Raw genomic sequence first — 22,601 nt, 5'->3', positions numbered from 1 at the left:
CTTTAGCTTATTGTTTGAGCATGATCTTTTCGGAAAACCGCTACGCACTTTTCCGGATCATGCTCTAGCTAATCGAGATCCGCCTTCACCTTCGCGAACACGGATCTGAACATGTCTGGCGTCAGCACGCCGGTGTTCGTGTTGTAGCGGGAGCAGTGATAGCTGTCGTAGAGCCTGAACGCGCCGGCCTGATGCACCGCGCCGTGGCCGAAGGGGGCTTGCGAGGCCTTCAAATTCAGCGGCTTGAGCACGCTGTCGTGCGCAATTCGCCCGAGCGCGACGATCGCGCGCAGCTTCGGCATCGTCGCCAGATTGGCCACGAGAAACTGGCGGCAGGTGTTGATCTCGATCGGCAGCGGCTTGTTCTGCGGCGGCACGCAATGCACGGCATTGGCGATCCGGCAGTCGACGAGTTTCAGGCCGTCGTCGGGACGCGCCTGATAGGTGCCCCTCGCAAAGCCGTATTCGATCAGCGTGGCATAGAGCAGGTCGCCGGCATAATCGCCCGTGAACGGCCGCCCCGTGCGGTTGGCGCCCTGCATTCCCGGGGCGAGGCCCACGATCAGGAGGCGGGCCTTGATGTCGCCGAAGGGCGCAACCGGCGCATTGTGCCACGAGGGCTCGCGCGCGCGGTTCGCCTCGCGGAAGGCGACCAGGCGCGGGCAGAGCGGGCAGTCACGGTCGGGAACGATTGTGAGAGGCTGGCGGCTTGACCGGGCCGCCTCACTCCTCGAAGTCGTCATCGCCCCTCGGCGCCGTCGTGGTCGCGCGCTGGAGGAATTGCGGGGCGTGGTGGCGTTCACCACGCTCGCCGCGGTCACGCGGGGCGGGGCGCTCGGACGGATCGCGGCCGAGCTTGGATTGCAGCTCGACGAGGTCGGTGAAGACGTCGGCCTGGCGGCGCAGCTCGTCGGCGATCATCGGCGGCTGGCTGGCGATGGTGGAGACCACCGTGACCCGCACGCCGCGGCGCTGGACGGCCTCGACCAGGGAGCGGAAGTCGCCGTCACCCGAGAACAGCACCATCTGGTCGATGTGCTCGGCGAGCTCCATGGCGTCGACGGCGAGCTCGATGTCCATGTTGCCCTTCACCTTGCGGCGCCCGGAGGCGTCGATGAATTCCTTGGTCGCCTTGGTGACGACCGTGTAGCCGTTGTAGTCCAGCCAGTCGATCAGCGGGCGGATCGAGGAGTATTCCTGGTCTTCGATGATGGCGGTGTAATAGAACGCCCGCAATAACGTCCCGCGGCTCTGAAACTCCTTCAGCAGGCGCTTGTAGTCGATGTCGAAGCCGAGGGTTTTCGCCGTCGCGTAGAGATTGGCCCCGTCGATGAAGAGCGCGATCTTGTTGGTAGGAGAAGGTGACATTCAGTTTGCTCGCGTAGCGTTCGTGATTGATCGTTTTTTGTTGGCGCGGCGACAACAGGCCGCGCAGTTCTAGAGTGCCGCAGAAACCCGTCGAAACCGCAAATCCGGAGAAGTCGGGGCAATCAAGGTATAGTTATGGCGGACTTGCATACACCCCGGGGCCGCCCCCAACGGCAGCCCGGAAAACCACCCGTCCCAGCCCCAATGTGGGGTAGCAGAGCGGTTTGGCGAGGCCAAATCACAAAATGGTCTTGCGAAACCGTCCCGGCCCCTATAACTAGCCCCAATCATCCACATATTTCGTCCCACCCACAACGGAGCGACAGTCCATGGCTCGCGTCACCGTAGAAGATTGTATCGACAAGGTCGACAACCGGTTTGACTTGGTCCTGCTGGCCGCCCACCGTGCCCGCATGATTTCATCCGGTTCACAACTAACGGTTGACCGCGATAACGACAAGAACCCTGTTGTGTCTTTGCGTGAAATTGCCGAGACGACGATCTCGCCGGAGGACCTCCGCGAGGAGCTGGTCCACTCGTTGCAGAAGTTCGTCGAGGTGGACGAGCCCGAGCCGGATACAGTGCCGCTGATCGGTTCCGCGGGGGCAAGCGTCGATGCCGACGACACCGAGGTCGCCGTGGAGCGCATGACCGAGGAGGAGCTGCTGAAGGGCCTGGAAGGCCTCGCGCCTCCCGAGGAGCAGCCCGAGGAAGACGAGTAATTCCCCATCGCGATCATCTTCTTCTTGTGATCATATCAAAGGCCCGAACGATCGTTCGGGCCTTTGCTTTTGTTGACCTTTTCGTGGTTACCATAGCGCTGCGGTCGGTGCTTGGCCCTGTCACTGAATTGATCGGACACGAGCGCGATCGGAGTTAGGATGTATGCAGCGGGCCGGCTCAAGCCCGTTTGAAGGCAGGACGGCATGGTATATCGGCGCCGCAGATCCACGCAGATGCAGGCCGCAACCGAATCGGTTGCCGTGGCCCCGACTGCGCCGGTCGCGCGCCCCGCCCGGCCTCGCGCCCGGATGATGCGTCAATATGACCTCGTCGAGCGCGTCAGGTCCTACAATCCCAACACCAACGAAGACCTGCTGAACCGTGCCTACGTCTACGCCATGAAGGCCCACGGCTCGCAGACCCGCGCCTCGGGCGATCCGTATTTCTCGCATCCGCTCGAGGTGGCTGCGATTCTCACCGACCTCAAGCTCGACGACGCCACCATCGTGGCCGCGCTGCTGCACGACACGATCGAGGACACCGAGGCAACGCGGGCCGAGATCGATCAGATCTTCGGCTCGGAGATCGGCGCGCTAGTCGATGGCCTGACCAAGCTGAAGCGGCTGGAGCTGGTGTCGCGGGAGGCTAAGCAGGCCGAGAATCTGCGCAAATTGTTGCTGGCCATTGCCGACGATGTCCGCGTGCTTTTGGTCAAGCTCGCCGACCGTCTGCACAACATGCGCACGCTGGACTTCGTGCCGACGGAATCGCGCCGGCGCATCGCCGAGGAGACGCTCGACATCTATGCGCCGCTGGCGGGGCGCATGGGCATGCAGGAAATGCGCGAGGAGCTGGAGGATCTGTCCTTCCGCACCCTCGATCCCGAAGCCTATTCGGTGGTGATGCAGCGGCTCGACGCGCTGGCTGAGCGCAACCGCAACCTGATCGGCGAGATCGAGGACCAGCTCTCCAACAATCTGCGCCACCGGGGCTTGGGGGCGCGGGTCTATGGCCGGCGCAAGAAGCCGTTCTCGATCTGGACCAAGATGGAGCGCAAGTCGGTCGGCTTCGAGCAATTGTCCGACATCTTCGGCTTCCGCCTCGTCGTCAGCGACGTCGAGGCCTGCTATCGCGCGCTCGGGATCGTCCACACCACCTGGCCGGTCGTGCCCGGACGTTTCAAGGACTATATCTCGACGCCGAAGCAGAACGACTACCGCTCGATCCACACCACGGTGATCGGCCCCGGCAACCAGCGCGTCGAGCTGCAGATCCGCACCGAGGCGATGGACCAGATCGCCGAGCGCGGCATCGCCGCGCACGTTTTCTACAAGGAGGGCGTGGGTTCGCCGACCGAATTCCTCAAGCGCGAGTCCAACGCGTTCGCCTGGCTGCGCCACACCATCGGCATCCTCTCGGAAAGCGCGAACCCGGAGGAATTCCTCGAGCACACCAAGCTCGAGCTGTTCCACGACCAGGTGTTCTGCTTCACCCCGAAGGGCAAGCTGATCGCGCTGCCGCGCCATGCCAACGTGATCGACTTCGCCTATGCGGTGCATACCGACGTCGGCAACAGCGCGGTGGGCTGCAAGATCAACGGCAAATTCGCGCCGCTGTCCTCGGAGCTTCAGAACGGCGACGAGGTCGAGGTGCTGACCTCGGAGGCGCAGTCCGCGCCGCCCTCGGCCTGGGAAACGCTCGCCGTCACCGGCAAGGCGCGTGCCGCGATCCGCCGCGCCACGCGCACCGCGGTGCGCGACCAATATGTCGGGCTCGGCCGGCGCATCGTCGAGCGCCTGTTCGAGCGCGCCAAGATTGAATACGCCGACGACAAGCTCAAGGGCGCGCTGCCGCGGCTCGCGCGCACATCGATCGAGGACGTCATGGCGGCGGTCGGGCGCGGCGAGATCAAGGCCTCCCATGTCGCGCGTGCGATGTACCCGGATTACAAGGAGGAGCGCATCGCGCGCTACGGCGTCAAGAAGGGCCTTGCCGCCAAGCTCAAGGAGAAGGGGGTCTCCGAACAGTCGCGCAGCCCGGTCGCGATCCCGATCCGCGGCATCAATTCCGACCTTCCGGTGAAGTTCGCGCCGAACGGCGGCGCCGTCCCCGGCGATCGCATTGTCGGCATCGTCACGCCGGGCGAGGGCATCACGATCTATCCGATCCAGGCGCCGGCCCTGAAGGATTTCGAGGAGGAGCCGGAGCGCTGGCTCGACGTCCGCTGGGACATCGAGGATTCCGCGCCGCAGCGCTTCCCGGCCCGCATCAAGGTCGAGAACGTCAATGAGCCCGGCGCGCTGGCGCAGATCGCGACCGTGATCGCCGAGCACGACGGCAACATTGACAATATCAGCATGCAGCGCCGCTCGCCCGATTTCACGGAGACGACGATCGATCTCGAAGTCTACGACTTGAAGCACCTCAGCGCGATCCTGGCCCAGCTGCGCGCGAAGGCGGTCGTCGCCAAAGTCGAACGTGTTAATGGATAGGCGCATCTCGCATGCGCCGTTCCCTCTGATTTCGCGAGTTCTGAAATGCCCGCACCTCCGCTCCGCCTCGGCGTCAATATCGATCACGTCGCAACCGTGCGTAACGCGCGCGGCGGCCGCCATCCCGATCCGGTGCGCGCCGCGCTGCTCGCGATCGAGGCCGGCGCCGACGGCATCACCGCACATTTGCGCGAGGACCGCCGGCACATCCGCGACGAGGACATGGCGCGCCTGAAGGCGGAGATCTCCAAGCCGCTCAATTTCGAGATGGCCGCGACGGACGACATGATGCGGATCTCGCTCGCCACCAAGCCGCACGCGGTGTGCCTGGTGCCGGAGCGGCGCCAGGAGGTAACGACCGAAGGCGGGTTGGACGTGGTCGGCCAGCGCAGCGCGCTCGCGCCCTATATCGCGCGGCTGAGCGAGGCCGGCATCCGCGTCTCGCTGTTCATTGCGGCCGATCCCGCCCAGATCGAGATGGCGGCACGGCTGCGCGCCCCTGTGATCGAGATCCACACCGGTGCCTGGTGCGATGCCGTCGTCGATGGCCACACCGACAAGGCCGAGGCTGAATGGCAGCGGATCGTGGCCGGGGTGAAGCTGGCGAAGGACGCGGGACTCGAGGTTCACGCCGGCCACGGGCTGGACTATGCGACGGCGGAGAAGATCGCGAGCTTGCCCGAAATCATGGAGCTGAACATCGGCTATTACATGATCGGCGAGGCGCTGTTCGTGGGGATGGCCGAGACCGTGCGCAGCATGCGCGCGGCGATGGATCGTGGCCGGAGCCGGGCATGATCATCGGCATCGGCTCCGACCTGATCGACATCACCCGCGTCGCCAAGGTGATCGAGCGCCACGGCGAGCGTTTTCTCGACCGCATCTTCACCGCGGCCGAGCGTGCCAAGGCGGAACGGCGCGCCAAGAACGAGAAGATGGTGGTGGCGACCTACGCCAAGCGCTTCGCCGCCAAGGAGGCCTGCTCCAAGGCACTCGGCACCGGCATCAGGCGCGGCGTCTGGTGGCGCGACATGGGGGTGGTCAACCTGCCGGGCGGGCGGCCGACCATGCAGCTGACCGGCGGCGCGCTGGCCCGGCTCCAGGCCCTGACACCGGAGGGGTTCGAGGCGCGGATCGACCTTTCGATCACCGACGACTGGCCGCTGGCGCAGGCTTTTGTCGTCATTTCCGCCGTCCCGCTGCCGAAACCTTGATCGCGGCTCGGGCGTTTTGTGATTTTCTTTATAAATCAATATCTTAATCAGTTTTGATGCGATCCTTGATTGCGTGGCCTCCGACAACCGTCTAAAAGTCCGCGAACGCAAATCAGCCTGGGCGAATTCGGCTTTACGCCGGAATTGGCCCTCACTATCAGAATCAGGACAATCTCCTTGCGCCGCGAACCGGTGGGCCGTTCGCGGGAGGAGGGCGCTCTATGATCGCCGGCCGGAATTGAGAGAGCAATGAGCGTGACTTCGGGAACGAAAACTGAGAGCGGCGTCGGCGAAACGATCCGAGTCGTCATTCATGCTCTCCTGATCGCGCTCGTGATCCGCACCTTCCTGTTTCAGCCCTTCAACATCCCGTCCGGCTCGATGAAGGCGACGCTGCTGGTCGGCGACTATCTGTTCGTCTCGAAATATTCCTACGGCTACAGCCATTACTCGATTCCATTCTCGCCGCCGCTGTTCTCGGGACGGATCTGGGGCTCGGACCCCGCTCGTGGCGACATCGTCGTGTTTCGTCTGCCGAAGGACGATTCCACCGACTACATCAAGCGCGTGATCGGCCTTCCCGGCGACCGTGTCCAGATGCGGGACGGGCTGCTCTACATCAACGATACGCCCGTCGAGCGGCAGCGCATGAGCGAATATGTCGGCGAGGACCCTTGCGGCTCGGAAGGCGGCGGCATCTCCCGGGTGAAGCGCTGGAAGGAGACGCTGCCGAACGGCGTGTCCTATGAGACGCTGGACTGCGCCGACAACGGCTACATGGACAACACCAACGTCTACACCGTCCCGGCCGGCCACTTCTTCATGATGGGTGACAACCGCGACAACTCCACCGATAGCCGCTTTCTCGGCCAGGTCGGCTACGTCCCGCAGGAGCACTTGATCGGCCGCGCCCAGATGATCTTCTTCTCCATCGCTGAAGGCGAGCACGCCTGGATGCTCTGGCGCTGGCCGTGGGCGGTGCGCTGGAATCGGTTCTTCAAAATCGTCCGATGAAAGACGAAGCCAAGGACATCGCGATCCAACCGACCGAGGTGCAAGCCGCTCCCGAGGGCGATGCTGCGGCGAAGGCGCCTGCCAAGAAGAAACGGCCGCGGAGCAGCAAGGCCAAGGGCACGAATGCCAACGCGGCGCTCGAGGCGCGGATCGGCCACAGCTTCGCCGATCCAAATATGCTGATGCAGGCGATCACGCATGTCTCGGCCCTGAAGTCCGGGCGCAAGCGAGGCGACAGCTATCAGCGGCTGGAATTCCTCGGCGACCACGTGCTCGGGCTCGTCGTCTCCGACATGCTCTATCACGCCTTCCCGAACGCCGATGAGGGCGAGCTGTCCAAGCGGCTTGCCGAGCTCGTGCGCAAGGAGAGCTGCGCGGACGTCGCCAAGTCGCTCGGTCTCGTCGACGACATCAAGCTGGGCTCGGTCGGCTCCAGTGCCGATGCCCGCCTGCGCAAATCCATCCTCGGCGACATCTGCGAGGCCGTGATCGGCGCCATCTACCTCGACGGCGGCCATGCGGCGGCAGCCGAATTCGTCAAGCGCAACTGGACCGAGCGGATGCACAAGCCGCGCCGGCCCTTGCGCGATCCCAAGACCGTGCTGCAGGAATGGGCGCAAGGCAAGGGACTGCCGACGCCTGTCTATCGCGAGGTCGAGCGCACTGGCCCGCATCACGATCCGCAGTTCCGTGTCGCCGTCGATCTGCCGGGCCTGGCCCCGGCCGAGGGTATCGGCGGCAGCAAGCGCGCGGCAGAGAAAGTGGCAGCCTCAGTGATGATCGAACGCGAAGGCGTCGGCGGCAGCAATGACGGTTGAAGCAAGCGGCGGGGCACCCGGCGCGACGCGCTGCGGTTTCGTCGCGCTGATCGGCGCGCCGAATGTCGGCAAGTCGACGCTGGTCAACGCGCTGGTAGGCGCCAAGGTCACGATCGTCTCGCGCAAGGTGCAAACCACGCGCGCGCTGATCCGCGGTATCGTCATCGAGAACAACGCGCAAATTATCCTTGTCGACACGCCCGGCATCTTCTCGCCCAAGCGCCGGCTCGACCGCGCCATGGTCTCGACCGCCTGGAGCGGGGCGCATGATGCCGATCTGGTCTGCGTGCTGCTCGATGCCAAAACGGGCATCGACGAGGAGGCGGAGGCGATCCTCGCCAAGGCCGCCAGCGTCAATCACGACAAGATCCTCGTCATCAACAAGGTCGACCTGGTCCAACGCGAGAAGCTGTTGGCGCTGGCGCAGGCGGCCAACGAGCGCATGACTTTCGTGCGGACGTTCATGATTTCGGCGATCTCGGGCGATGGCGTCGACGACATCCGCAAGACGCTCGCGGACATGGTGCCGCCGGGTCCGTTCCTCTACCCCGAGGACCAGATGTCGGACGCGCCGATGCGGCAGCTGGCGGCCGAGATCACCCGCGAGAAGATCTATCAGAAGCTGCACCAGGAATTGCCCTACCAGTCCACGGTCGAGACCGACAAGTGGGAGGAGCGCAAGGACAAGTCTGTGCGGATCGAGCAGACGATCTACGTCGAGCGCGAAAGCCAGCGCAAGATCGTGCTCGGCAAGGGCGGCGCCACCATCAAGTCGATCGGCGCCGACTCGCGGAAAGAGCTGATGCAGATTCTGGACGTGCCGGTGCACCTGTTCCTGTTCGTCAAGGTGCGCGAGAACTGGGGCGACGATCCCGATCGCTATCGCGAGATGGGCCTGGACTTCCCAAAAGAATAACCAAGAAAAGATCGGCATTCGATGAGCCTACCCACCAACGTCCAGCGCTTCGAAGCGCTGCTCTATGCATCGTTGATGCTGGACGCCGTCTCGATCGCCGTGCAGGACCGCACGCCCAATGCCGCGGTGACCGAGCAGATGATCATGACCGGGACGCTGCTCGCCGGCGGCATGATCCTCCTGCTGCTCTATTTCGTCCGGCTGGCCGCGCATCATCGCAAGAACTGGCCACGCTGGGTGCTGGCGGCGGCCCTCGTGTTGTCGGTGATCTCGCTCGGCCAGATCATCGGCGAGAAGGGCCTGGAGCTCGACAGCGCCATCGAGATCGTCTCCTGCGCGCTGACGACGATGGGCCTGTATTTCTCCTTCAGCGGCGACGCGCGGGACTGGTTCAACGCGTGAGGCGCCGTAGGGTGGATTAGCGAAGCGTAATCCACCTTTGACGTGCACGGGCGATTGGCGGGTTACGCCTTCGGCTAATCCGCCCTACGATTGAACGCCGGAATCCGCTACACTTCCCCTATGGAATGGTCCGACGAAGGCATCGTGCTGGGGGTGCGGCGGCATGGCGAGTCCAGCGCCATTGTCGAGCTGTTGACGCGCGCGCATGGCCGGCATCTCGGCCTCGTCCGCGGTGGCGCCGGCTCGCGGATGCGGCCGCTGCTGCAGCCGGGGAACAGCGTCAGTGCGGTGTGGCGGGCGCGGCTCGACGAGCATCTGGGCACCTACGCAATCGAGGGATTGAAGCTGCGCGCGGCAACGCTGCTGGCATCGTCCCACGGCGTCTATGGCGTCACCCATCTCGCCTCCGTCGCGCGGCTGCTGCCGGAGCGCGATCCGCATGAGGACATCTTTGCGCTGCTCGAGCATTCGCTCGACGATTTCGACGACATCGGCAGCGCGGCCGTGCACCTGATCCATTTCGAGCTGGCGATGCTCGCCGAGCTGGGTTTCGGCCTGGCGCTGGACAATTGCGCGGTGACCGGCGAGACCACGGACCTGATCTATGTCTCGCCGAAATCAGGCGGCGCGGTATCGCGTAGCGCGGGCGAGCCGTGGCGCGACCGGCTGTTGCGGCTGCCGCCGTTCCTGCGCCAGGGCGAAACGGCGGGCGATCTCACCGAGCAGGATCTCCAGGACGGTTTTCGGCTCACCGGCCTGTTCCTGCTCCGCCACGTGCTGGAGCCGCGTGGCCAAGGCCATTCCGATGCGCGAGCCGGCTTCATCAACGCCCTGATGCGGCAGCAGGCGAGGGCGGCGATCCCGGCGCCATGACGTAATAGCTGCCCAGCCTTGCCCAGCAGCATGCAGTTCCCTGGAACGAAATCGGCCCGCGCGGACTTGCGGCTTGAGGTTCCACATCGGGGGACAGCCCAAATGTTGATCAGGGGATTCGCCTTGTCCGCGACGCTGCTTGCGTTCGCTCCCGACGCCATGGCTGGCGAGCCGCAGCCCGGGGCGTTTCGCCGGGCCTCGTGCACGGTGGTGCGGTACTATGTGGCGAAATATTCCGCTGCCGCTGCAGAGACATGGGCGCGGTCGCGGGGCGCGACCGACGCCGAGATCGAGGCCGCCCGCCGTTGCCTGACCAATGCGCCGGCGCCTGCGCAAACACCTGGTCCAGCCCCAACCCAGACCGTCACAGCCGGCTGGGCAGGTTAGTACGTCGCCCACAGGGAACCATTCGATCCTTGCCCGATTCGCTTCCACGGTTTAACCGGGCGGCATGGGAAAACGAATCGTTCCGCCGGAAGAACCGGCTGAAATCCACGAGGTGCCGCTGCGTGAGGCGCTGGAAGAGCGCTATCTCGCTTATGCCCTCTCCACCATCATGCACCGTGCGCTGCCGGACGCGCGCGACGGCCTGAAGCCGGTGCACCGGCGCATCCTCTACGGCATGCGCCTGCTCAGGCTCGACCCCGGCACGGCCTTCAAGAAGTCGGCCAAGATCGTCGGCGACGTGATGGGCTCGTTCCATCCGCACGGCGACCAGGCGATCTACGACGCCATGGTCCGCCTCGCGCAGGATTTCTCCTCGCGATATCCGCTGGTCGACGGTCAGGGCAATTTCGGCAATATCGACGGCGATAACCCCGCCGCCTACCGCTACACCGAAGCGCGCATGACCGACGTCGCGCGGCTTCTGCTCGAGGGCATCGACGAGGACGGGGTCGAATTCCGCGCCAACTACGACGGCCAGTCGAAAGAGCCCATCGTGCTGCCGGGCGGCTTCCCGAACCTGCTCGCCAACGGCGCGCAGGGCATCGCGGTCGGCATGGCGACCTCGATCCCGCCGCACAACGCCGCCGAGCTGTGCGATGCCGCGCTGCACCTGATCGAGAAGCCCGACGCAAAGTCGAAGGCACTGCTCAAGTGGGTCAAGGGCCCAGATTTCCCGACCGGCGGCATCATCGTCGATTCCAAGCAGGCGATTGCGGAAGCCTACACCACCGGCCGCGGCTCGTTCCGCGTCCGAGCGCGGTGGACGCAGGAGGAGGGCGCACGCGGCACCTGGGCCGTCGTCGTCACAGAGATTCCGTTCCTGGTGCAGAAGTCGCGTCTGATCGAGAAGGTCGCCGAGCTGCTGGACCAGAAGAAGCTGCCGCTGGTCGGCGACATCAGGGACGAATCGGCCGAAGACGTCCGCATCGTGATCGAGCCGAAGTCGAAGAACGTCGATCCGGCGCTGATGATGGAATCGCTGTTCCGCCTCACCGAGCTCGAAAACAAGATTCCGCTGAACCTCAACGTCCTGATCAAGGGGCGCATCCCCAAGGTCGTGGGGCTCGCGGAGTGCTTGCGCGAATGGCTCGACCATCTGCGCGACGTGCTGATCCGCCGCAGCAACTACCGCAAGGCGCAGATCGAGCACCGGCTGGAAGTGCTCGGCGGCTTCCTGATCGCATACCTGAACATCGACAAGGTGATCAGGATCATCCGCACCGAGGACGAGCCGAAGCCTGAGCTGATGAAGGCGTTCAAGCTCACCGAGGTGCAGGCGGAAGCCATCCTCAACATGCGCCTGCGCTCCTTGCGCAAGCTCGAGGAGATGGAGATCCGCACCGAGGACAAGAACCTCCGCGCCGAGCTCAAGGGCATCAACGCGGTGCTCGCCTCGGAAGCCGAGCAGTGGAAGAAGGTCGGCGAGCAGGTTGGCAAGGTCCGCGACATGTTCGGACCGAAGACACCGCTCGGCAAGCGTCGCACCACCTTCGCGGATGCGCCCGAGCACGATCTCGCCGCGATCGAGGAGGCCTTCGTCGAGCGCGAGCCGGTGACGGTGGTCGTCTCCGACAAGGGCTGGATCCGCACCATGAAGGGGCATGTCGAGGATCTCTCGGGCCTTGCCTTCAAGCAGGACGACAAGCTCGGCTTCGCCTTCTTCGCCGAGACGACCTCGAAGCTCCTGCTGTTCGCCACCAACGGCAAGTTCTACTCGCTCGACGTCGCCAAGCTGCCGGGCGGCCGCGGCCATGGCGAGCCGATCCGATTGTTCATCGACCTCGAGCAGGAGGCCGCGCCCGTCGCGCTGTTCGTCAACAAGGGCGGCCGCAAATTCCTGGTCGCCAGCCACGAGGGCCAGGGTTTTGTGGTCAACGAGGACGATTGCGTTGGCACCACCAAGAAGGGCAAGCAGGTCCTCAACGTGGACATGCCGAACGAGGCCCGCGCGATCACCGAGGTGACGGGCGACACCGTCGCCGTCATCGGCGAGAACCGCAAGATGCTGGTCTTCCCGCTCGACCAGGTGCCGGAGATGGCCCGCGGCCGCGGCGTGCGCCTGCAGAAATACAAGGACGGCGGCCTGTCCGACGTTGCGGTATTCGACGCCAAGGCGGGCCTGACCTGGAAGGATTCCGCAGGACGCGAATTCTCCGCGACCATGAAGGAGCTGGCGGAGTGGCAGGGCACGCGCGCCGACGCCGGCCGCCTGCCGCCGAAGGGTTTCCCGAAGTCGAACAAGTTCGGTCGAGTGATCGGGTAGGGCACTGGCCCCAACTGTCGCCGCAACGACGCTGTCATGCCCCGCCTAGTGCGCAATTGCGCACGGGGGCGGGGCATCCAGTACGCCGCGGCTTCTCCGTATCCATCAGCTGTCTCTGGAATACTGGGTCGCCCGGTCAAGCCGGGCGGCGACAGCGCGTGTTGTGCTCTCTGCTCCACCGTCATTGCGAGCGCAGCGAAGCAATCCAGAATCCCACCGCGGAAAGACTCTGGGTTGCTTCGCTGCGCTCGCAATGACGAGCTGCGCCAGCCTCGCTCTCCAACTCTAAGTATGTGCATCCTGCAAACGCGTGGCAGCTAGCTATGAGCGCATACGTGTGGGCACGAACATTGCTTTTTTCCTGCTGAACGCAAACGGCTGGTCAAAAGGCAAAAACACCCCAATGCTCAAACTGAAGACTTTCATTCCCGCGCTGTTCGGCCTTGCGCTGGTGGCGGCGCCCGCGCATGCGGCGGGCAATCTCGTCGCGGTGCTCGAGGCGGAGATCGTCACGCTCGATCCGCATTTCTCCACGGCCTATATTTCGCGCACGTTCGGCTACATGGTGTTCGACACGCTGTTTGCGAAGGATGCCAAGGGCGACATCAAGCCGCAAATGGTGCAGGACTGGAAAGTCTCGCCCGATGGCTTGACCTATACGTTCACGCTGCGCGACGGCCTGAAATGGCACGACGGCCAGCCCGTCACGGCAGCCGATTGCGTGGCCTCGCTGCGTCGCTGGGGCACCCGCAGCGCACTCGGCCGCCGCATTTTCGCGATCACGGCTTCGCTCGAGCCGGTCGATGCGAAAACCTTCGTGCTGACGCTGAAGGAGCCGTCCGGCCTCGTCATCGACGCGCTCGGCAATCCCGTCAGCCCGGTCGCTTTCATGATGCCCGAACGCATCGCGAGGACGCCCGGCGACCAGCGCACCACCGAGATCGTCGGCTCCGGCCCGTTCGTCTACAGCAAGGCCGACCACCGCACCGGCGACCGCATGATCCTGAAGAAGTTCGGCGACTATGTGCCGCGTCCCGAGCCCGCGGACTTCCTGGCCGGCGGCAAGCGCGTCAATGTCGACACGCTCGAGGTCCGCGTCATTCCCGATGGTGCGACTGCCGCCTCTGCGCTGCAGGCCGGCGAAATCGATTTCATGCAGTACGCGCCGTTCGATCTGCTGCCGCAGCTGGAGAAGAACACGCGCGTCAAGCTCGTCAACTTCACCGGCGGCAACATGTTCGCCGGCGCCTACCGTCTCAACGCGGCCTCGAAGCCGTTCGATGATCCGGAGATCCGCCGCGTGCTGTGGAAGCTGGTCGACCAGCGCGAAGTGCTGGATGCGCTCGGGCTCGACGCCAAATACGCCACCCCTTGCGCGACCTACTTCACCTGCGGCACCACATACGAGAGCAAGGCCGGCACGGAAGCCGCCGCAAAGCCCTCGATCGAAGCGGCGAAGGCTGCGCTGAAGGCGACCAAATATGCCGGCGAGCCCGTCGTCGTGATGCAGGCCAACGACCTCGAAGCCCCGCGCGTTTCGGCGCAGGTGCTCGCCGAGCGGCTGAAGGCTGCAGGTTTCAACGTCGATCTGCAGGTGATGGACTGGGCGAGCGTGCTGGCGCGCCGCGCCAAGAAGGAGGGCTGGAGCGTCTATGGCGTCCACGCCGGCGGCTTCGACCTCGGCTCGCCGCTGACCAATGTCATGGTTGCCTTCAACTGTGCCGACTTCACCGGCTGGCAATGCGATGCGCGTATCACCCCTCTGATGGAAGCCTTCGCCAAGGCGCCGGCCGAGGCGGACCGGAAGAAGATCGCGGGCGAGATCCAGGCCGTCATGTACGATCAGGCGCCCGGAATCCCGTGGGGCCAGTTCGCGCAGCCGGCCGCCTATCGCGCGACTTTGCGCGGTCTGATACCGTCCGCCATCCCGGTGTTCTGGAACGTTGAGAAGTAGCGCGATGTACGATGTCATTGTTGTCGGCGGCGGCTCCGCCGGCGCCGCCGTGGCCGCAAGGCTCTCCGAAGATCCCGCACGGCGCGTCCTGCTGCTCGAGGCGGGGCTCGACTGGCGCGCCGACGAGGCGCCCTGGGAGGTGCGGACGCCGAATCCGATCCCGATCATCCACAAGCGCGAGTACCAGGAGAAATGGCAATGGCCCGATCTTCTGACGCGCCGCGTCGCTGGGCAGGAGCCGCGCTTCTACTGGCGCGGCAAGGGGCTCGGCGGCTCGTCGATGATGAACGGCCAGATCGCGATCCGCGGCGTTGCCGATGCGTTCGACGAATGGGCGGCCAATGGCTGCACCGGCTGGTCGGCGAAAGAGGTGATGCCGCTGTTTTCGGTGATCGAGGACGATCTGGAATTCGGCGATGTCGAGGGCCACGGCCGCGGCGGGCCACTGCCGGTCTACCGCGCGCCTTTGCAAAAGTGGGGTCCGATCGACCGCGGCTTGCGCGATGCGGCACTTGCGAGCGGCTATCCCTGGTGCGCCGACGTCAATGGTCCGGACGGCGAGGGCGTTGCGTGCTACCCCATCAACAGCCGCGACTTGCGCCGCATCACCACCAATGAGGGCTATCTCGAGCCCGCACGCGGGCGCGCCAACCTGGAGATCCGCGGGCATGCGCTGGTCGATCGCGTGCTGATCAGCGACGGACGGGCGACCGGTGTCCGCGTTCATGTCGAGGGGCAGGGCACCCAGGAGATCAGCGCCCGCCAGATCGTGCTGTGCGCCGGCGCCATCCACAGTCCGGCGATCCTGCTGCGCTCGGGCATCGGGCCGGCCGAGGAGTTGAAGGCAATGGGGATTGCTGTCACGCGCGATCTGCCGGTCGGCCGCCATTTCTTCGACCATCCGCTGTTTCGCGCCACGATCCAGCTCCGGGACGAGCTTCGTCCCACCGATCCGGATACGCGCCACACCAATTGCTGCGTGACCTATTCCTCCGGCCTCGCCAATGGCGGCAAGCGCGACATGATCCTGATCGCCTTCAATCATCGCGGCATCGGGAACCCCGGAGCGATCGGCGCGGGGCTGTTCAACGCCTATTCGCGCGGGACGCTCAAGCTGGCCTCGACCGATCCTGCAATCGATCCGGTCGTCGAGGAGAACATGCTGGCCGATCCGCGCGACATGCTGCGCATGATCGATGCGGTGAAACGCCTCGCGGTCATCACGTCGCAGCCGGCGCTGTCAGGCATCGCCGACTGGATCAGGCTCGCTGACACGGATTTGACGCTGCCGCAGGCCGCCAGCCTGCCCGATCACGAGCTCGACTCGGTGCTGCGCCGCGAGACCGGCGACATCCAGCATGCCGCCGGCAGCTGCCGCATGAGCGGCGGGAACGACCCCGATGGCGTGGTCAACCCCGATGGTACCGTGAAAGGGATCAGCGGCCTTCGCGTCGCCGACGCCTCGATCATGCCGTCCGATTGCCGCGCCAACACGCACTTCACGACGGTGGTGATCGGGGAAGCGATCGCGCGGATGATGATGCGATAGCCAGCGGCCAGGATCTGCCATGTGATGAGTCGTGCGCGCTACGCGGAAGGGTACGTCGAGTGGCCGCGGGACTGGAATCAATTGAACGTTGCGCAACATCGTTCCTAGCGATGTTGAAAGCCTCCGACGAATATCATCGGGAACGTTTGCGCGCGGCTTCGATTGGCATGTCATCGTCAATCGGAGTTTGAACCATGCGAAAGACAATCTTCTCAGTAGCCATGTGTGCGTTGCTTGCCGGCGCCTCGATCGGGTTCGCCCATGCGCAGGCGGGCGGAGGTGCCGGAGGCGGGGCCGGCGCAGGTGGAGCGGGCGGCGCGGGTGCGGGCGCTAGCGCCGGGGCCGGAGGAACCAGCGGCGGAACGAGCGGCGCGGCGGGTGGAACGGGAGCGGGCGATGCAGGTACCGGCAGTTCGACGGGATCCAGCGTAGGCGCCGGCGGCGGCAGTGGCGCGGGTTCCGGCCAGGGCGGTCCTCAGACCATCCGTCCGGGCGGCACAAACGATCCAACCCGACGCTAACAAAGGTCGGCGCTTATTGACGTGAATAAGGGAAGGCTGCGGGATTCAACTCAGCAGCTTTCCCACGCCCTCGCCGCGACAGCGCAAGGCCTAGGGGTGGCACGGGCCCTACGGACTGAACAAACTGCGAAGAAACCGCTCCTTTTCGCCGGGCGCATAACCTTGAGAAGCGCCGAAATAAGGTTCAGTGGCGCCAGGATAAGCTGAGGTTTCCGGCGGCGGCGCGTAGGCGAAGCCCGAAGCTGGACCGGACGGGACCATACCCTGACCGGAATGGACAATCGCGTGCCGCCGGTGTGGATGACGCGCCTGTGCGGCGTCGGCAGCGCCGACCAAGGTGATCAGAAAACTGAAAACCAGAAGGAAACGCATCGCTGTTTCTCCAAACGCCCCCTGCCTAGGTGGCGTTCGGCCGCGGCGTTCCAACTCATCCTGGACTCACGATTAGTCACGTCCCTGGCATCAGATCACCCCGGCCATCCGCAACGCCACGCCCGCCGCGCAGCTGCCCGCCAGCACCGTCAGCATGCCGAGCTTGAACCGGAAGATCGCGGTGGCCGCCGCGATCGCCAGCACCAGCGCCGGCACGTCGACGCTCCTCAGCACCGGCATGTCGAAGTTCAGCGGAAACGCATGCACCGGCACGGTCTCGCGGAACAGGATGTGCAGCGCGAACCAAATCGACAGGTTGAGTATCACGCCGACCACGGCGGCGGTGATCGCGCTGAGCGCGCCGGCGAGGCCCGCGTTGCCGCGCAGCCGCTCGATGTAGGGCGCGCCGACGAAGATCCAGAGGAAGCAGGGCGTGAAGGTGACCCAGGTCGCGAGCAGGCCGCCGAGCGTGGCCGCGAGCATCGGCGACAGGCCGCTAGGGTCGCGATAGGCCGCCATGAAGCCCACGAATTGCAGCACCATGATCAGCGGGCCCGGCGTGGTCTCGGCCATGCCGAGACCGTCGAGCATCTCATGCGGCTTGAGCCAATGATAATGCTCGACCGCCTGCTGGGCGACATAGGCCAGCACCGCATAGGCGCCGCCGAACGTGACCAGCGCCATCTTCGAGAAGAACAGCGCGATCTGGCTGAATACGTTGGCCTGGCCGAAGGCGATCAGCAGCGCTATCACCGGCACCAGCCAAAGCGCCAGCCACAATGCACCGACGCGGATCGCGCGCGCCGTGTCGGGGCGGACGTGATCCGGTACGGCCTCGCCGAGCATGCTGTCGATCGCGGCGCCGCCGCCATGGCCGTGACCGGCCGGCGCGAATTCCGGACGGCCGCTTCGGGCGCCGGCATAACCGATGAGGCCGGCGGCGATGATGATGATCGGGAAGGGGACCGCGAAGAAGAAGATCGCGACGAAGGCCGCGGCCGCGAGCGCGATCATGATGCGGTTCTTCAGCGCGCGCTTGCCGACGCGCACTACCGCCTCGACGACGATGGCGAGCACGGCCGCCTTGAGCCCGAAGAACAGCGCCTCGACGAAGCTGACATTGCCGAAGGCGGCATAGATGTAGCTGAGGCCCATGATGGCGATGATGCCGGGCAGGATGAACAGCCCGCCCGCCATCAGCCCGCCGGCGGTGCGATGCATCAGCCAGCCGACATAGGTCGCGAGCTGCTGCGCCTCAGGTCCCGGCAGCAGCATGCAATAGTTCAGTGCGTGCAGGAAACGGCCTTCGGAGATCCACTTCTTCTCCTCGACCAGGATGCGGTGCATCACCGCGATCTGGCCCGCGGGGCCGCCAAAGCTCAGGCAGGCGACACGGAGCCAGACGCGAAAAGCTTCGTTGAAGCTGATGCCGTGACCGGCACCAGCTCCCGCTTGATCGGCGCGAACGTCCATTACGCCTTCACCTTGTTGGTCGGCCAGTTGTGAGTCTCGGTGGTGGCGTCGCGGCACCAGCGGTAGAAGGCATCATAGAGCAGCATGCCGGCCTCGAGCTGCTCGAGGTCGTCGTCATACATGCGCGACAGCCCGAGCGAGGCCGCGAGCAGGCCGGGCGCCTCCGGCGCGAGGTCGGGTCGCGCGGTGTCGGCGCCCCGCACCAGCGTCGCGAGACGCAGCAGGGGCGGAGTCGCGATGCCGAACTCCTCGATCATCACGTCGAAGGTGCAGAGCTCGCCGCGGTGGCTCCAGAACACGTTCTCGATGTCGAAGGGCGCTGCGCCGAACCGCTCGCCGACGGCGACCACCTCGGACGGCGCGACATAGAGGAACACTGCGCCCGGATCGACGAAGCGGCGGATCAGCCACGGGCAGGCGATGCGGTCGACCTTCGGCCGCGCCCGCGTCACCCAGACGGTGCGACCCTTGGCATCGCGCGGCGGCAGCTTGCGGGCGTCGACCAGCGGCAGCTTGGCCGCCTTCCAGCCCTCGAAGCCGCCCTCCAGCGTTTCGGCCTGCGCGCCGAGCTGGCGTAACCAGGCCGCGGTGCCTTGCGCGAGCTTCTCGCCGCGGAGGCAGGAGACTACGGCGCGGCGGCCGGCGAAGGCGCCGCCCCAGTCCGCCACGTTGTCGTGGCCGAGCTTGATGGAGCCGGGAATCAGCCGCCGGTCGGCGGCGAAATCCTGCTCGGTGCGCACATCGATCAGAACCGGCGCATTCGCCGTGCCGATCAGCCGTGCCATTTTGTCGGATGAGATGGTCGTGAATGTAGACATGATGCGTCCTCGAGAACCAAACGGGACGCGATGCTTGGGCCTGTCGCCTCGTGGGGAGATCGCTCAAATCCCCATGGCGCAGATTACAGCGAAACTAAGAAGCACTGTCAATCCGCGGGACGATTGGTCCTTAGAAAATTGGTGCCTGCCGTCTATATTGGAGGCCAACAGAGCTGAATCTTCTGGAGAATTCGATGCATTCCCATTCCATCGAACAATGGACCCATGACCACGCCTTCCTGGGCGAGAAGCACGACGACAACGAGCGCCGCACCTGGTTCGTGGTCGTGCTGACGCTGGTCATGATGGTCGGCGAGATCGTCGCCGGCTCGCTGTTCGGTTCGATGGCGCTGCTCGCCGACGGCTGGCACATGGGCACCCATGCGGCGGCGCTCGGCATTGCCGCCTTCGCCTATCGCTTCGCGCGGCGGCATCTGGGGAATGCGCATTTCACCTTCGGCACCGGCAAGTTCGGCGATCTTGCCGCCTTCGCCAGCGCGATCATCCTCGGCCTGATCGCGGTCGAGATCGCCTATGAGAGCGTGCTGCGCTTGGTCAATCCGGTGCCGATCGTCTACGGCGAGGCCATGGCCGTGGCTGCTCTCGGCTTGGGCGTCAATCTCGCCAGCGTGTGGCTGCTGCGCGACAGCCACGATCATCACCACGGCCATGGCCATGCGCATGATGACCACGCCGAGCATGACCACGAGCGCGATCATCACCACCATCAGCACGACAACAACCTCCGCGCGGCCTATGTCCATGTCATGACCGATGCCGCAACCTCGGTGCTGGCGATCGCAGCGCTCGGCCTTGCCATGTATTCCGGCTGGGTCTGGGCCGACCCGGCGGTGGGTCTGATCGGCAGCGCCGTGATCGCGAGCTGGGCATTCGGCCTGATCAAATCATCGGGTGCGGTGCTGCTCGACGTGCGCGCCGACGAGAAGCTGGAGCGGGTGATCCGCGCCCGCATGGAGGTCGGTGAGGATCGCGTCACCGACCTGCATCTCTGGCAGGTCGGCCCCGGCCATTGTGCCGTGCTGCTCTCGGTGGTGTCGGACAAGCCGAAGCAGCCGGCCGTCTACAAGCGGCGGCTCGCCGGGCTGAAGGGCCTCAGCCACGTCACGGTCGAGGTCGAGACCTGCCCGCATTAGCGGTGAGTGAACGTGACTTCGCGCATGACGAGAAGAAGTTTGCGTTTTCATTTTGAGTTGTCGCGATTGCGACCCACCCGGGCGTTTCGCAAATCGTGATCTGGTTCATAACCGAGCGGCCAGCTGCGCAGTATGGATTGACGTGCGCTCGATGAGGACGTGCGTGCGCTGAGTTCGCAACTGCCGGGCAAGGTCCGGTCAACATCAAGGTAGTGAAGCAGTACCGGCCTTAAGGGCCATTCACCTGAGAGCCCGGTCAGCGGAGGCCGGGCTTCGGAGAGACGAGCAATGGGCCTCGTGCAGCAGGACACCGTGGTCCTCTTGGTCGACCTCGTCGAGTCCGTGCGTCTGATGCGGGAGCATGAGGCGTCCGCGGTGCGTCGATGGACCGACTTCGTCCAACTTGCCACCGGCCAAATTCTGCCGCGTTATCGCGGCGGCCTCGTGAAGAGCCTCGGAGACGGGCTCATGGCCCGCTTCGAATCCGTGCGTGATGCCGTCAATGCCGCCGCCGAAATGCACCGGAGTATCGCCGTTCAGAACACCGGGCGGCCTGAAGATCAACACTTCCAGCTTCGTGCGGGGATCAACTCCTCCACCGCCTGGAGTGACGGCACTGACATCTATGGCACCGGCATCAACCTCGCAGCCCGGCTCGCAACTCTTGCCGGTCCCGGTGAAACCATCGCCAGCGAGGCCGCGCATGAGCAACTGGCGACAGCTCTTGCCAGCCTGGCCAGTCCGGGGGAGACGATTGGCAGCGCTGCGGCGCGCGACGAGCTGACGCACGGAGTGGATGCGCTGTGCGAAGATTTGGGCGACTGTATCCTCAAGCACTTTGACAAGCCGGTTCGCGCCTACCGCGTTGGTCCGGCCAGTCCACACCCAAGCCTCGCAGCTCGGCGAGACTATGGAACTCCCATGGAGCCGACGATCGCCGTCATCCCCTTCGACGCGCGCAAGGACGCGGAGGAGCATCTCGACGTTGGTAACCTGATCGCGGACAGCGTGATCTGGTGCCTCTCCAGATCGGCGAACCTCAAGGTGATCTCGCGTCTGTCGACCAACATATTTCGCGGCAGGGTCAGCGATGTGGCGGAAGTATCGGCGCATCTCGGTGCCACCTACATTCTCAGCGGCAGCTATGTGGTCGATGCGGACCGGATTCTGGTGACGGCGGAGCTGTCCGCGGCGCGAACCAATCAAGTCGTCTGGACCGACCGCCTGAGCGGCAATATCGGCGATCTGCTGCAGCCGGAGAGCGAACTGGCTCACCGCATCGCCGCTGCAGTGCATCTGTCGGTCTTCGATGCCGAGGTCGAGCATATCCTGACCCAGCCGTTACCGACGCTAGAAAGCTACTCGCTGCTGCTTGGCAGCATCCGCCTGATGCACCGGTCGAGCAGGGAGGAGTTTCTCCAGACCCGGACGGTGCTGGAGGAACTGATCAATCGCCACGGCCGAATAGCTGCCCCGCGCGCCTGGCTCGCCAACTGGTACATCCTGCGCATGACGCGCGGCTGGTCCGAGGACCGCAAACGCGAGGCCGCCGAGGCCTTGAGCGCCACTCGCGCGGCGCTCGACCGTGACCCGTCCGACGCGCTTGCGCTTGCGACCGAAGGCTTCGTCTATTGTCACATGTTGAAGGACCTGGACGCTGCCCGAAAGCGGTGCGAGCAGGCCGTCGATGCCAACCCCAGCCACGCGTTGGGCTGGCTCTACCGGGGCACCGTCGACGCCTTCAAAGGCGACGGCGAGGCAGCCGTGGACGCAACGCGGCGCGCTCTGAAACTCTCCCCGCTCGATCCGCAGCGGTATTATTTCGAGTCCCTGGGCGCCACGGCGCTTCTATCGGCGCATCGATACGACGAGGCGGAAGAGCTCGCGCGCTCATCTCTCATTCTCAATCGCATGCATCCGTCTACGTGGCGGGTCCTCGCTATCGCACTCGTTTCGCAAGGACGGGTCGCGGAGGCCCGCGAAGCCTTGGGCAAGATGCGCGAGCTCGAGCCGCATTTGACCCTAGATCGATACATCGGGCGCCTCCCCAATGCGAATCTCGAAACAGGCAGGCACTGGGCTCGCTGCCTCGAAGTGGCAGGACTACCGACGACAGGCTGACTAACCTCATACCGACTTGTTTTCATAAGGAGGCAGGCAATGGCTCAACTAGGCGGGGCGGGAGGAGCAGGCGGTGCAGGTGGTGCTGGCGGAGCCGGCGGCGCAGGGG

20 protein-coding genes are annotated in these 22,601 nt (G+C 65.0%); 15 read left to right on the top strand and 5 right to left on the bottom strand.

Going from position 1 to position 22,601, the window contains the following annotated elements; translation table 11 throughout:
• Nucleotides 1–68: 68 nt before the first annotated feature.
• Entirely contained in the window at nucleotides 69–743 is a 675-nt protein-coding gene (locus tag I6F21_RS34230) for a uracil-DNA glycosylase (protein ID WP_036025518.1), read from the bottom strand.
• Nucleotides 724–1,368, bottom strand: coding sequence for an NYN domain-containing protein (locus I6F21_RS34225; protein ID WP_036015038.1), 645 nt, complete (start codon nucleotides 1,366–1,368; stop codon nucleotides 724–726). Before I6F21_RS34225 ends, I6F21_RS34230 begins: the two co-directional genes overlap by 20 nt.
• Before the next feature lie 329 nt (nucleotides 1,369–1,697).
• Between I6F21_RS34225 and rpoZ the strand changes: the two genes are divergently transcribed.
• The 13 genes from rpoZ (at nucleotide 1,698) to I6F21_RS34160 (ending at nucleotide 16,033) form a co-directional block, all read left to right on the top strand.
• Nucleotides 1,698–2,090 (top strand): DNA-directed RNA polymerase subunit omega, encoded by a 393-nt coding sequence (gene rpoZ / locus I6F21_RS34220; RefSeq protein WP_007603391.1) that lies wholly within the window; start codon nucleotides 1,698–1,700, stop codon nucleotides 2,088–2,090.
• Nucleotides 2,091–2,294: 204 nt separating this feature from the next.
• Complete coding sequence (locus tag I6F21_RS34215) at nucleotides 2,295–4,583, top strand: bifunctional (p)ppGpp synthetase/guanosine-3',5'-bis(diphosphate) 3'-pyrophosphohydrolase (RefSeq protein ID WP_036015037.1); 2,289 nt, start codon at nucleotides 2,295–2,297, stop codon at nucleotides 4,581–4,583.
• A gap of 45 nt (nucleotides 4,584–4,628) precedes the next feature.
• On the top strand, nucleotides 4,629–5,381 hold the full coding sequence (locus I6F21_RS34210) for a pyridoxine 5'-phosphate synthase (RefSeq protein WP_225140104.1): 753 nt from the start codon (nucleotides 4,629–4,631) through the stop codon (nucleotides 5,379–5,381).
• On the top strand, nucleotides 5,378–5,797 hold the full coding sequence (gene acpS, locus I6F21_RS34205) for a holo-ACP synthase (protein WP_025036721.1): 420 nt from the start codon (nucleotides 5,378–5,380) through the stop codon (nucleotides 5,795–5,797). The genes I6F21_RS34210 and acpS overlap by 4 nt, the downstream gene beginning before the upstream one ends.
• Before the next feature lie 249 nt (nucleotides 5,798–6,046).
• Complete coding sequence (lepB, locus tag I6F21_RS34200) at nucleotides 6,047–6,811, top strand: signal peptidase I (protein WP_036015031.1); 765 nt, start codon at nucleotides 6,047–6,049, stop codon at nucleotides 6,809–6,811.
• A complete protein-coding gene (rnc, locus tag I6F21_RS34195; protein ID WP_109143526.1) occupies nucleotides 6,808–7,629 on the top strand; it encodes a ribonuclease III in 822 nt (273 codons plus the stop codon). The genes lepB and rnc overlap by 4 nt, the downstream gene beginning before the upstream one ends.
• A complete protein-coding gene (gene era, locus I6F21_RS34190) occupies nucleotides 7,619–8,545 on the top strand; it encodes a GTPase Era (RefSeq protein WP_036039210.1) in 927 nt (308 codons plus the stop codon). The genes rnc and era overlap by 11 nt, the downstream gene beginning before the upstream one ends.
• A gap of 21 nt (nucleotides 8,546–8,566) precedes the next feature.
• Entirely contained in the window at nucleotides 8,567–8,947 is a 381-nt protein-coding gene (locus I6F21_RS34185; RefSeq protein WP_036015023.1) for a hypothetical protein, read from the top strand.
• Between the two features lie 120 nt (nucleotides 8,948–9,067).
• Nucleotides 9,068–9,820 (top strand): DNA repair protein RecO, encoded by a 753-nt coding sequence (gene recO, locus I6F21_RS34180; protein WP_225140103.1) that lies wholly within the window; start codon nucleotides 9,068–9,070, stop codon nucleotides 9,818–9,820.
• Between the two features lie 102 nt (nucleotides 9,821–9,922).
• Nucleotides 9,923–10,207, top strand: coding sequence for a hypothetical protein (locus I6F21_RS34175; protein ID WP_036015015.1), 285 nt, complete (start codon nucleotides 9,923–9,925; stop codon nucleotides 10,205–10,207).
• A gap of 64 nt (nucleotides 10,208–10,271) precedes the next feature.
• Complete coding sequence (gene parC / locus I6F21_RS34170; protein ID WP_036015009.1) at nucleotides 10,272–12,530, top strand: DNA topoisomerase IV subunit A; 2,259 nt, start codon at nucleotides 10,272–10,274, stop codon at nucleotides 12,528–12,530.
• A 403-nt stretch (nucleotides 12,531–12,933) separates the two neighbouring features.
• Nucleotides 12,934–14,484, top strand: a complete 1,551-nt coding sequence (locus I6F21_RS34165; RefSeq protein ID WP_036025509.1) for an ABC transporter substrate-binding protein — start codon at nucleotides 12,934–12,936, stop codon at nucleotides 14,482–14,484.
• 4 nt (nucleotides 14,485–14,488) lie between these two features.
• The gene (locus I6F21_RS34160) at nucleotides 14,489–16,033 is read left to right on the top strand and encodes a GMC family oxidoreductase N-terminal domain-containing protein (RefSeq protein ID WP_225140102.1); all 1,545 of its coding nucleotides are present in this window, start codon (nucleotides 14,489–14,491) and stop codon (nucleotides 16,031–16,033) included.
• Between the two features lie 629 nt (nucleotides 16,034–16,662).
• Here I6F21_RS34160 and I6F21_RS34155 read toward each other — a convergent pair.
• The 3 genes from I6F21_RS34155 to I6F21_RS34145 all read right to left on the bottom strand — a co-directional run bounded on the left by I6F21_RS34155 (nucleotide 16,663) and on the right by I6F21_RS34145 (nucleotide 19,217).
• Nucleotides 16,663–16,926, bottom strand: coding sequence for a hypothetical protein (locus I6F21_RS34155; RefSeq protein WP_146207726.1), 264 nt, complete (start codon nucleotides 16,924–16,926; stop codon nucleotides 16,663–16,665).
• Nucleotides 16,927–17,016: 90 nt separating this feature from the next.
• On the bottom strand, nucleotides 17,017–18,399 hold the full coding sequence (gene chrA / locus I6F21_RS34150; RefSeq protein ID WP_036014994.1) for a chromate efflux transporter: 1,383 nt from the start codon (nucleotides 18,397–18,399) through the stop codon (nucleotides 17,017–17,019).
• Nucleotides 18,399–19,217: a chromate resistance protein ChrB domain-containing protein gene (locus I6F21_RS34145; RefSeq protein ID WP_057029754.1), complete on the bottom strand. Its 819-nt coding sequence runs from the start codon at nucleotides 19,215–19,217 to the stop codon at nucleotides 18,399–18,401. The genes chrA and I6F21_RS34145 overlap by 1 nt, the downstream gene beginning before the upstream one ends.
• A 194-nt stretch (nucleotides 19,218–19,411) precedes the next feature.
• On the opposite strand from I6F21_RS34145, the gene dmeF reads away from it, so the two are divergent.
• Entirely contained in the window at nucleotides 19,412–20,371 is a 960-nt protein-coding gene (gene dmeF, locus I6F21_RS34140; protein ID WP_225113875.1) for a CDF family Co(II)/Ni(II) efflux transporter DmeF, read from the top strand.
• A gap of 288 nt (nucleotides 20,372–20,659) precedes the next feature.
• Nucleotides 20,660–22,492 carry a tetratricopeptide repeat protein gene (locus tag I6F21_RS34135; protein WP_225125120.1) on the top strand — a complete coding sequence of 611 codons (1,833 nt, stop codon included), beginning with the start codon at nucleotides 20,660–20,662 and terminating at the stop codon, nucleotides 22,490–22,492.
• The last annotated feature ends 109 nt before the right edge of the window (nucleotides 22,493–22,601 follow it).

The sequence above is a fragment of the Bradyrhizobium sp. NBAIM03 genome (genome assembly GCF_020194055.1).
In the GTDB taxonomy this organism is placed as follows: Bacteria; Pseudomonadota; Alphaproteobacteria; order Rhizobiales; family Xanthobacteraceae; genus Bradyrhizobium; species Bradyrhizobium yuanmingense.
This window is presented reverse-complemented; position numbering and strand designations above follow the sequence as displayed.

Excerpts from the sequence above, each read along its gene's own strand:
- I6F21_RS34230 (WP_036025518.1), bottom strand. The coding sequence starts at position 743 with ATGACGACTTCGAGGAGTGAGGCGGCCCGGTCAAGCCGCCAGCCTCTC.
- I6F21_RS34225 (WP_036015038.1), bottom strand. The coding sequence starts at position 1,368 with ATGTCACCTTCTCCTACCAACAAGATCGCGCTCTTCATCGACGGGGCC.
- rpoZ (WP_007603391.1), top strand. The coding sequence starts at position 1,698 with ATGGCTCGCGTCACCGTAGAAGATTGTATCGACAAGGTCGACAACCGG.
- I6F21_RS34215 (WP_036015037.1), top strand. The coding sequence starts at position 2,295 with ATGGTATATCGGCGCCGCAGATCCACGCAGATGCAGGCCGCAACCGAA.
- I6F21_RS34210 (WP_225140104.1), top strand. The coding sequence starts at position 4,629 with ATGCCCGCACCTCCGCTCCGCCTCGGCGTCAATATCGATCACGTCGCA.
- acpS (WP_025036721.1), top strand. The coding sequence starts at position 5,378 with ATGATCATCGGCATCGGCTCCGACCTGATCGACATCACCCGCGTCGCC.
- lepB (WP_036015031.1), top strand. The coding sequence starts at position 6,047 with ATGAGCGTGACTTCGGGAACGAAAACTGAGAGCGGCGTCGGCGAAACG.
- rnc (WP_109143526.1), top strand. The coding sequence starts at position 6,808 with ATGAAAGACGAAGCCAAGGACATCGCGATCCAACCGACCGAGGTGCAA.
- era (WP_036039210.1), top strand. The coding sequence starts at position 7,619 with ATGACGGTTGAAGCAAGCGGCGGGGCACCCGGCGCGACGCGCTGCGGT.
- I6F21_RS34185 (WP_036015023.1), top strand. The coding sequence starts at position 8,567 with ATGAGCCTACCCACCAACGTCCAGCGCTTCGAAGCGCTGCTCTATGCA.
- recO (WP_225140103.1), top strand. The coding sequence starts at position 9,068 with ATGGAATGGTCCGACGAAGGCATCGTGCTGGGGGTGCGGCGGCATGGC.
- I6F21_RS34175 (WP_036015015.1), top strand. The coding sequence starts at position 9,923 with ATGTTGATCAGGGGATTCGCCTTGTCCGCGACGCTGCTTGCGTTCGCT.
- parC (WP_036015009.1), top strand. The coding sequence starts at position 10,272 with ATGGGAAAACGAATCGTTCCGCCGGAAGAACCGGCTGAAATCCACGAG.
- I6F21_RS34165 (WP_036025509.1), top strand. The coding sequence starts at position 12,934 with ATGCTCAAACTGAAGACTTTCATTCCCGCGCTGTTCGGCCTTGCGCTG.
- I6F21_RS34160 (WP_225140102.1), top strand. The coding sequence starts at position 14,489 with ATGTACGATGTCATTGTTGTCGGCGGCGGCTCCGCCGGCGCCGCCGTG.
- I6F21_RS34155 (WP_146207726.1), bottom strand. The coding sequence starts at position 16,926 with ATGCGTTTCCTTCTGGTTTTCAGTTTTCTGATCACCTTGGTCGGCGCT.
- chrA (WP_036014994.1), bottom strand. The coding sequence starts at position 18,399 with ATGGACGTTCGCGCCGATCAAGCGGGAGCTGGTGCCGGTCACGGCATC.
- I6F21_RS34145 (WP_057029754.1), bottom strand. The coding sequence starts at position 19,217 with ATGTCTACATTCACGACCATCTCATCCGACAAAATGGCACGGCTGATC.
- dmeF (WP_225113875.1), top strand. The coding sequence starts at position 19,412 with ATGCATTCCCATTCCATCGAACAATGGACCCATGACCACGCCTTCCTG.
- I6F21_RS34135 (WP_225125120.1), top strand. The coding sequence starts at position 20,660 with ATGGGCCTCGTGCAGCAGGACACCGTGGTCCTCTTGGTCGACCTCGTC.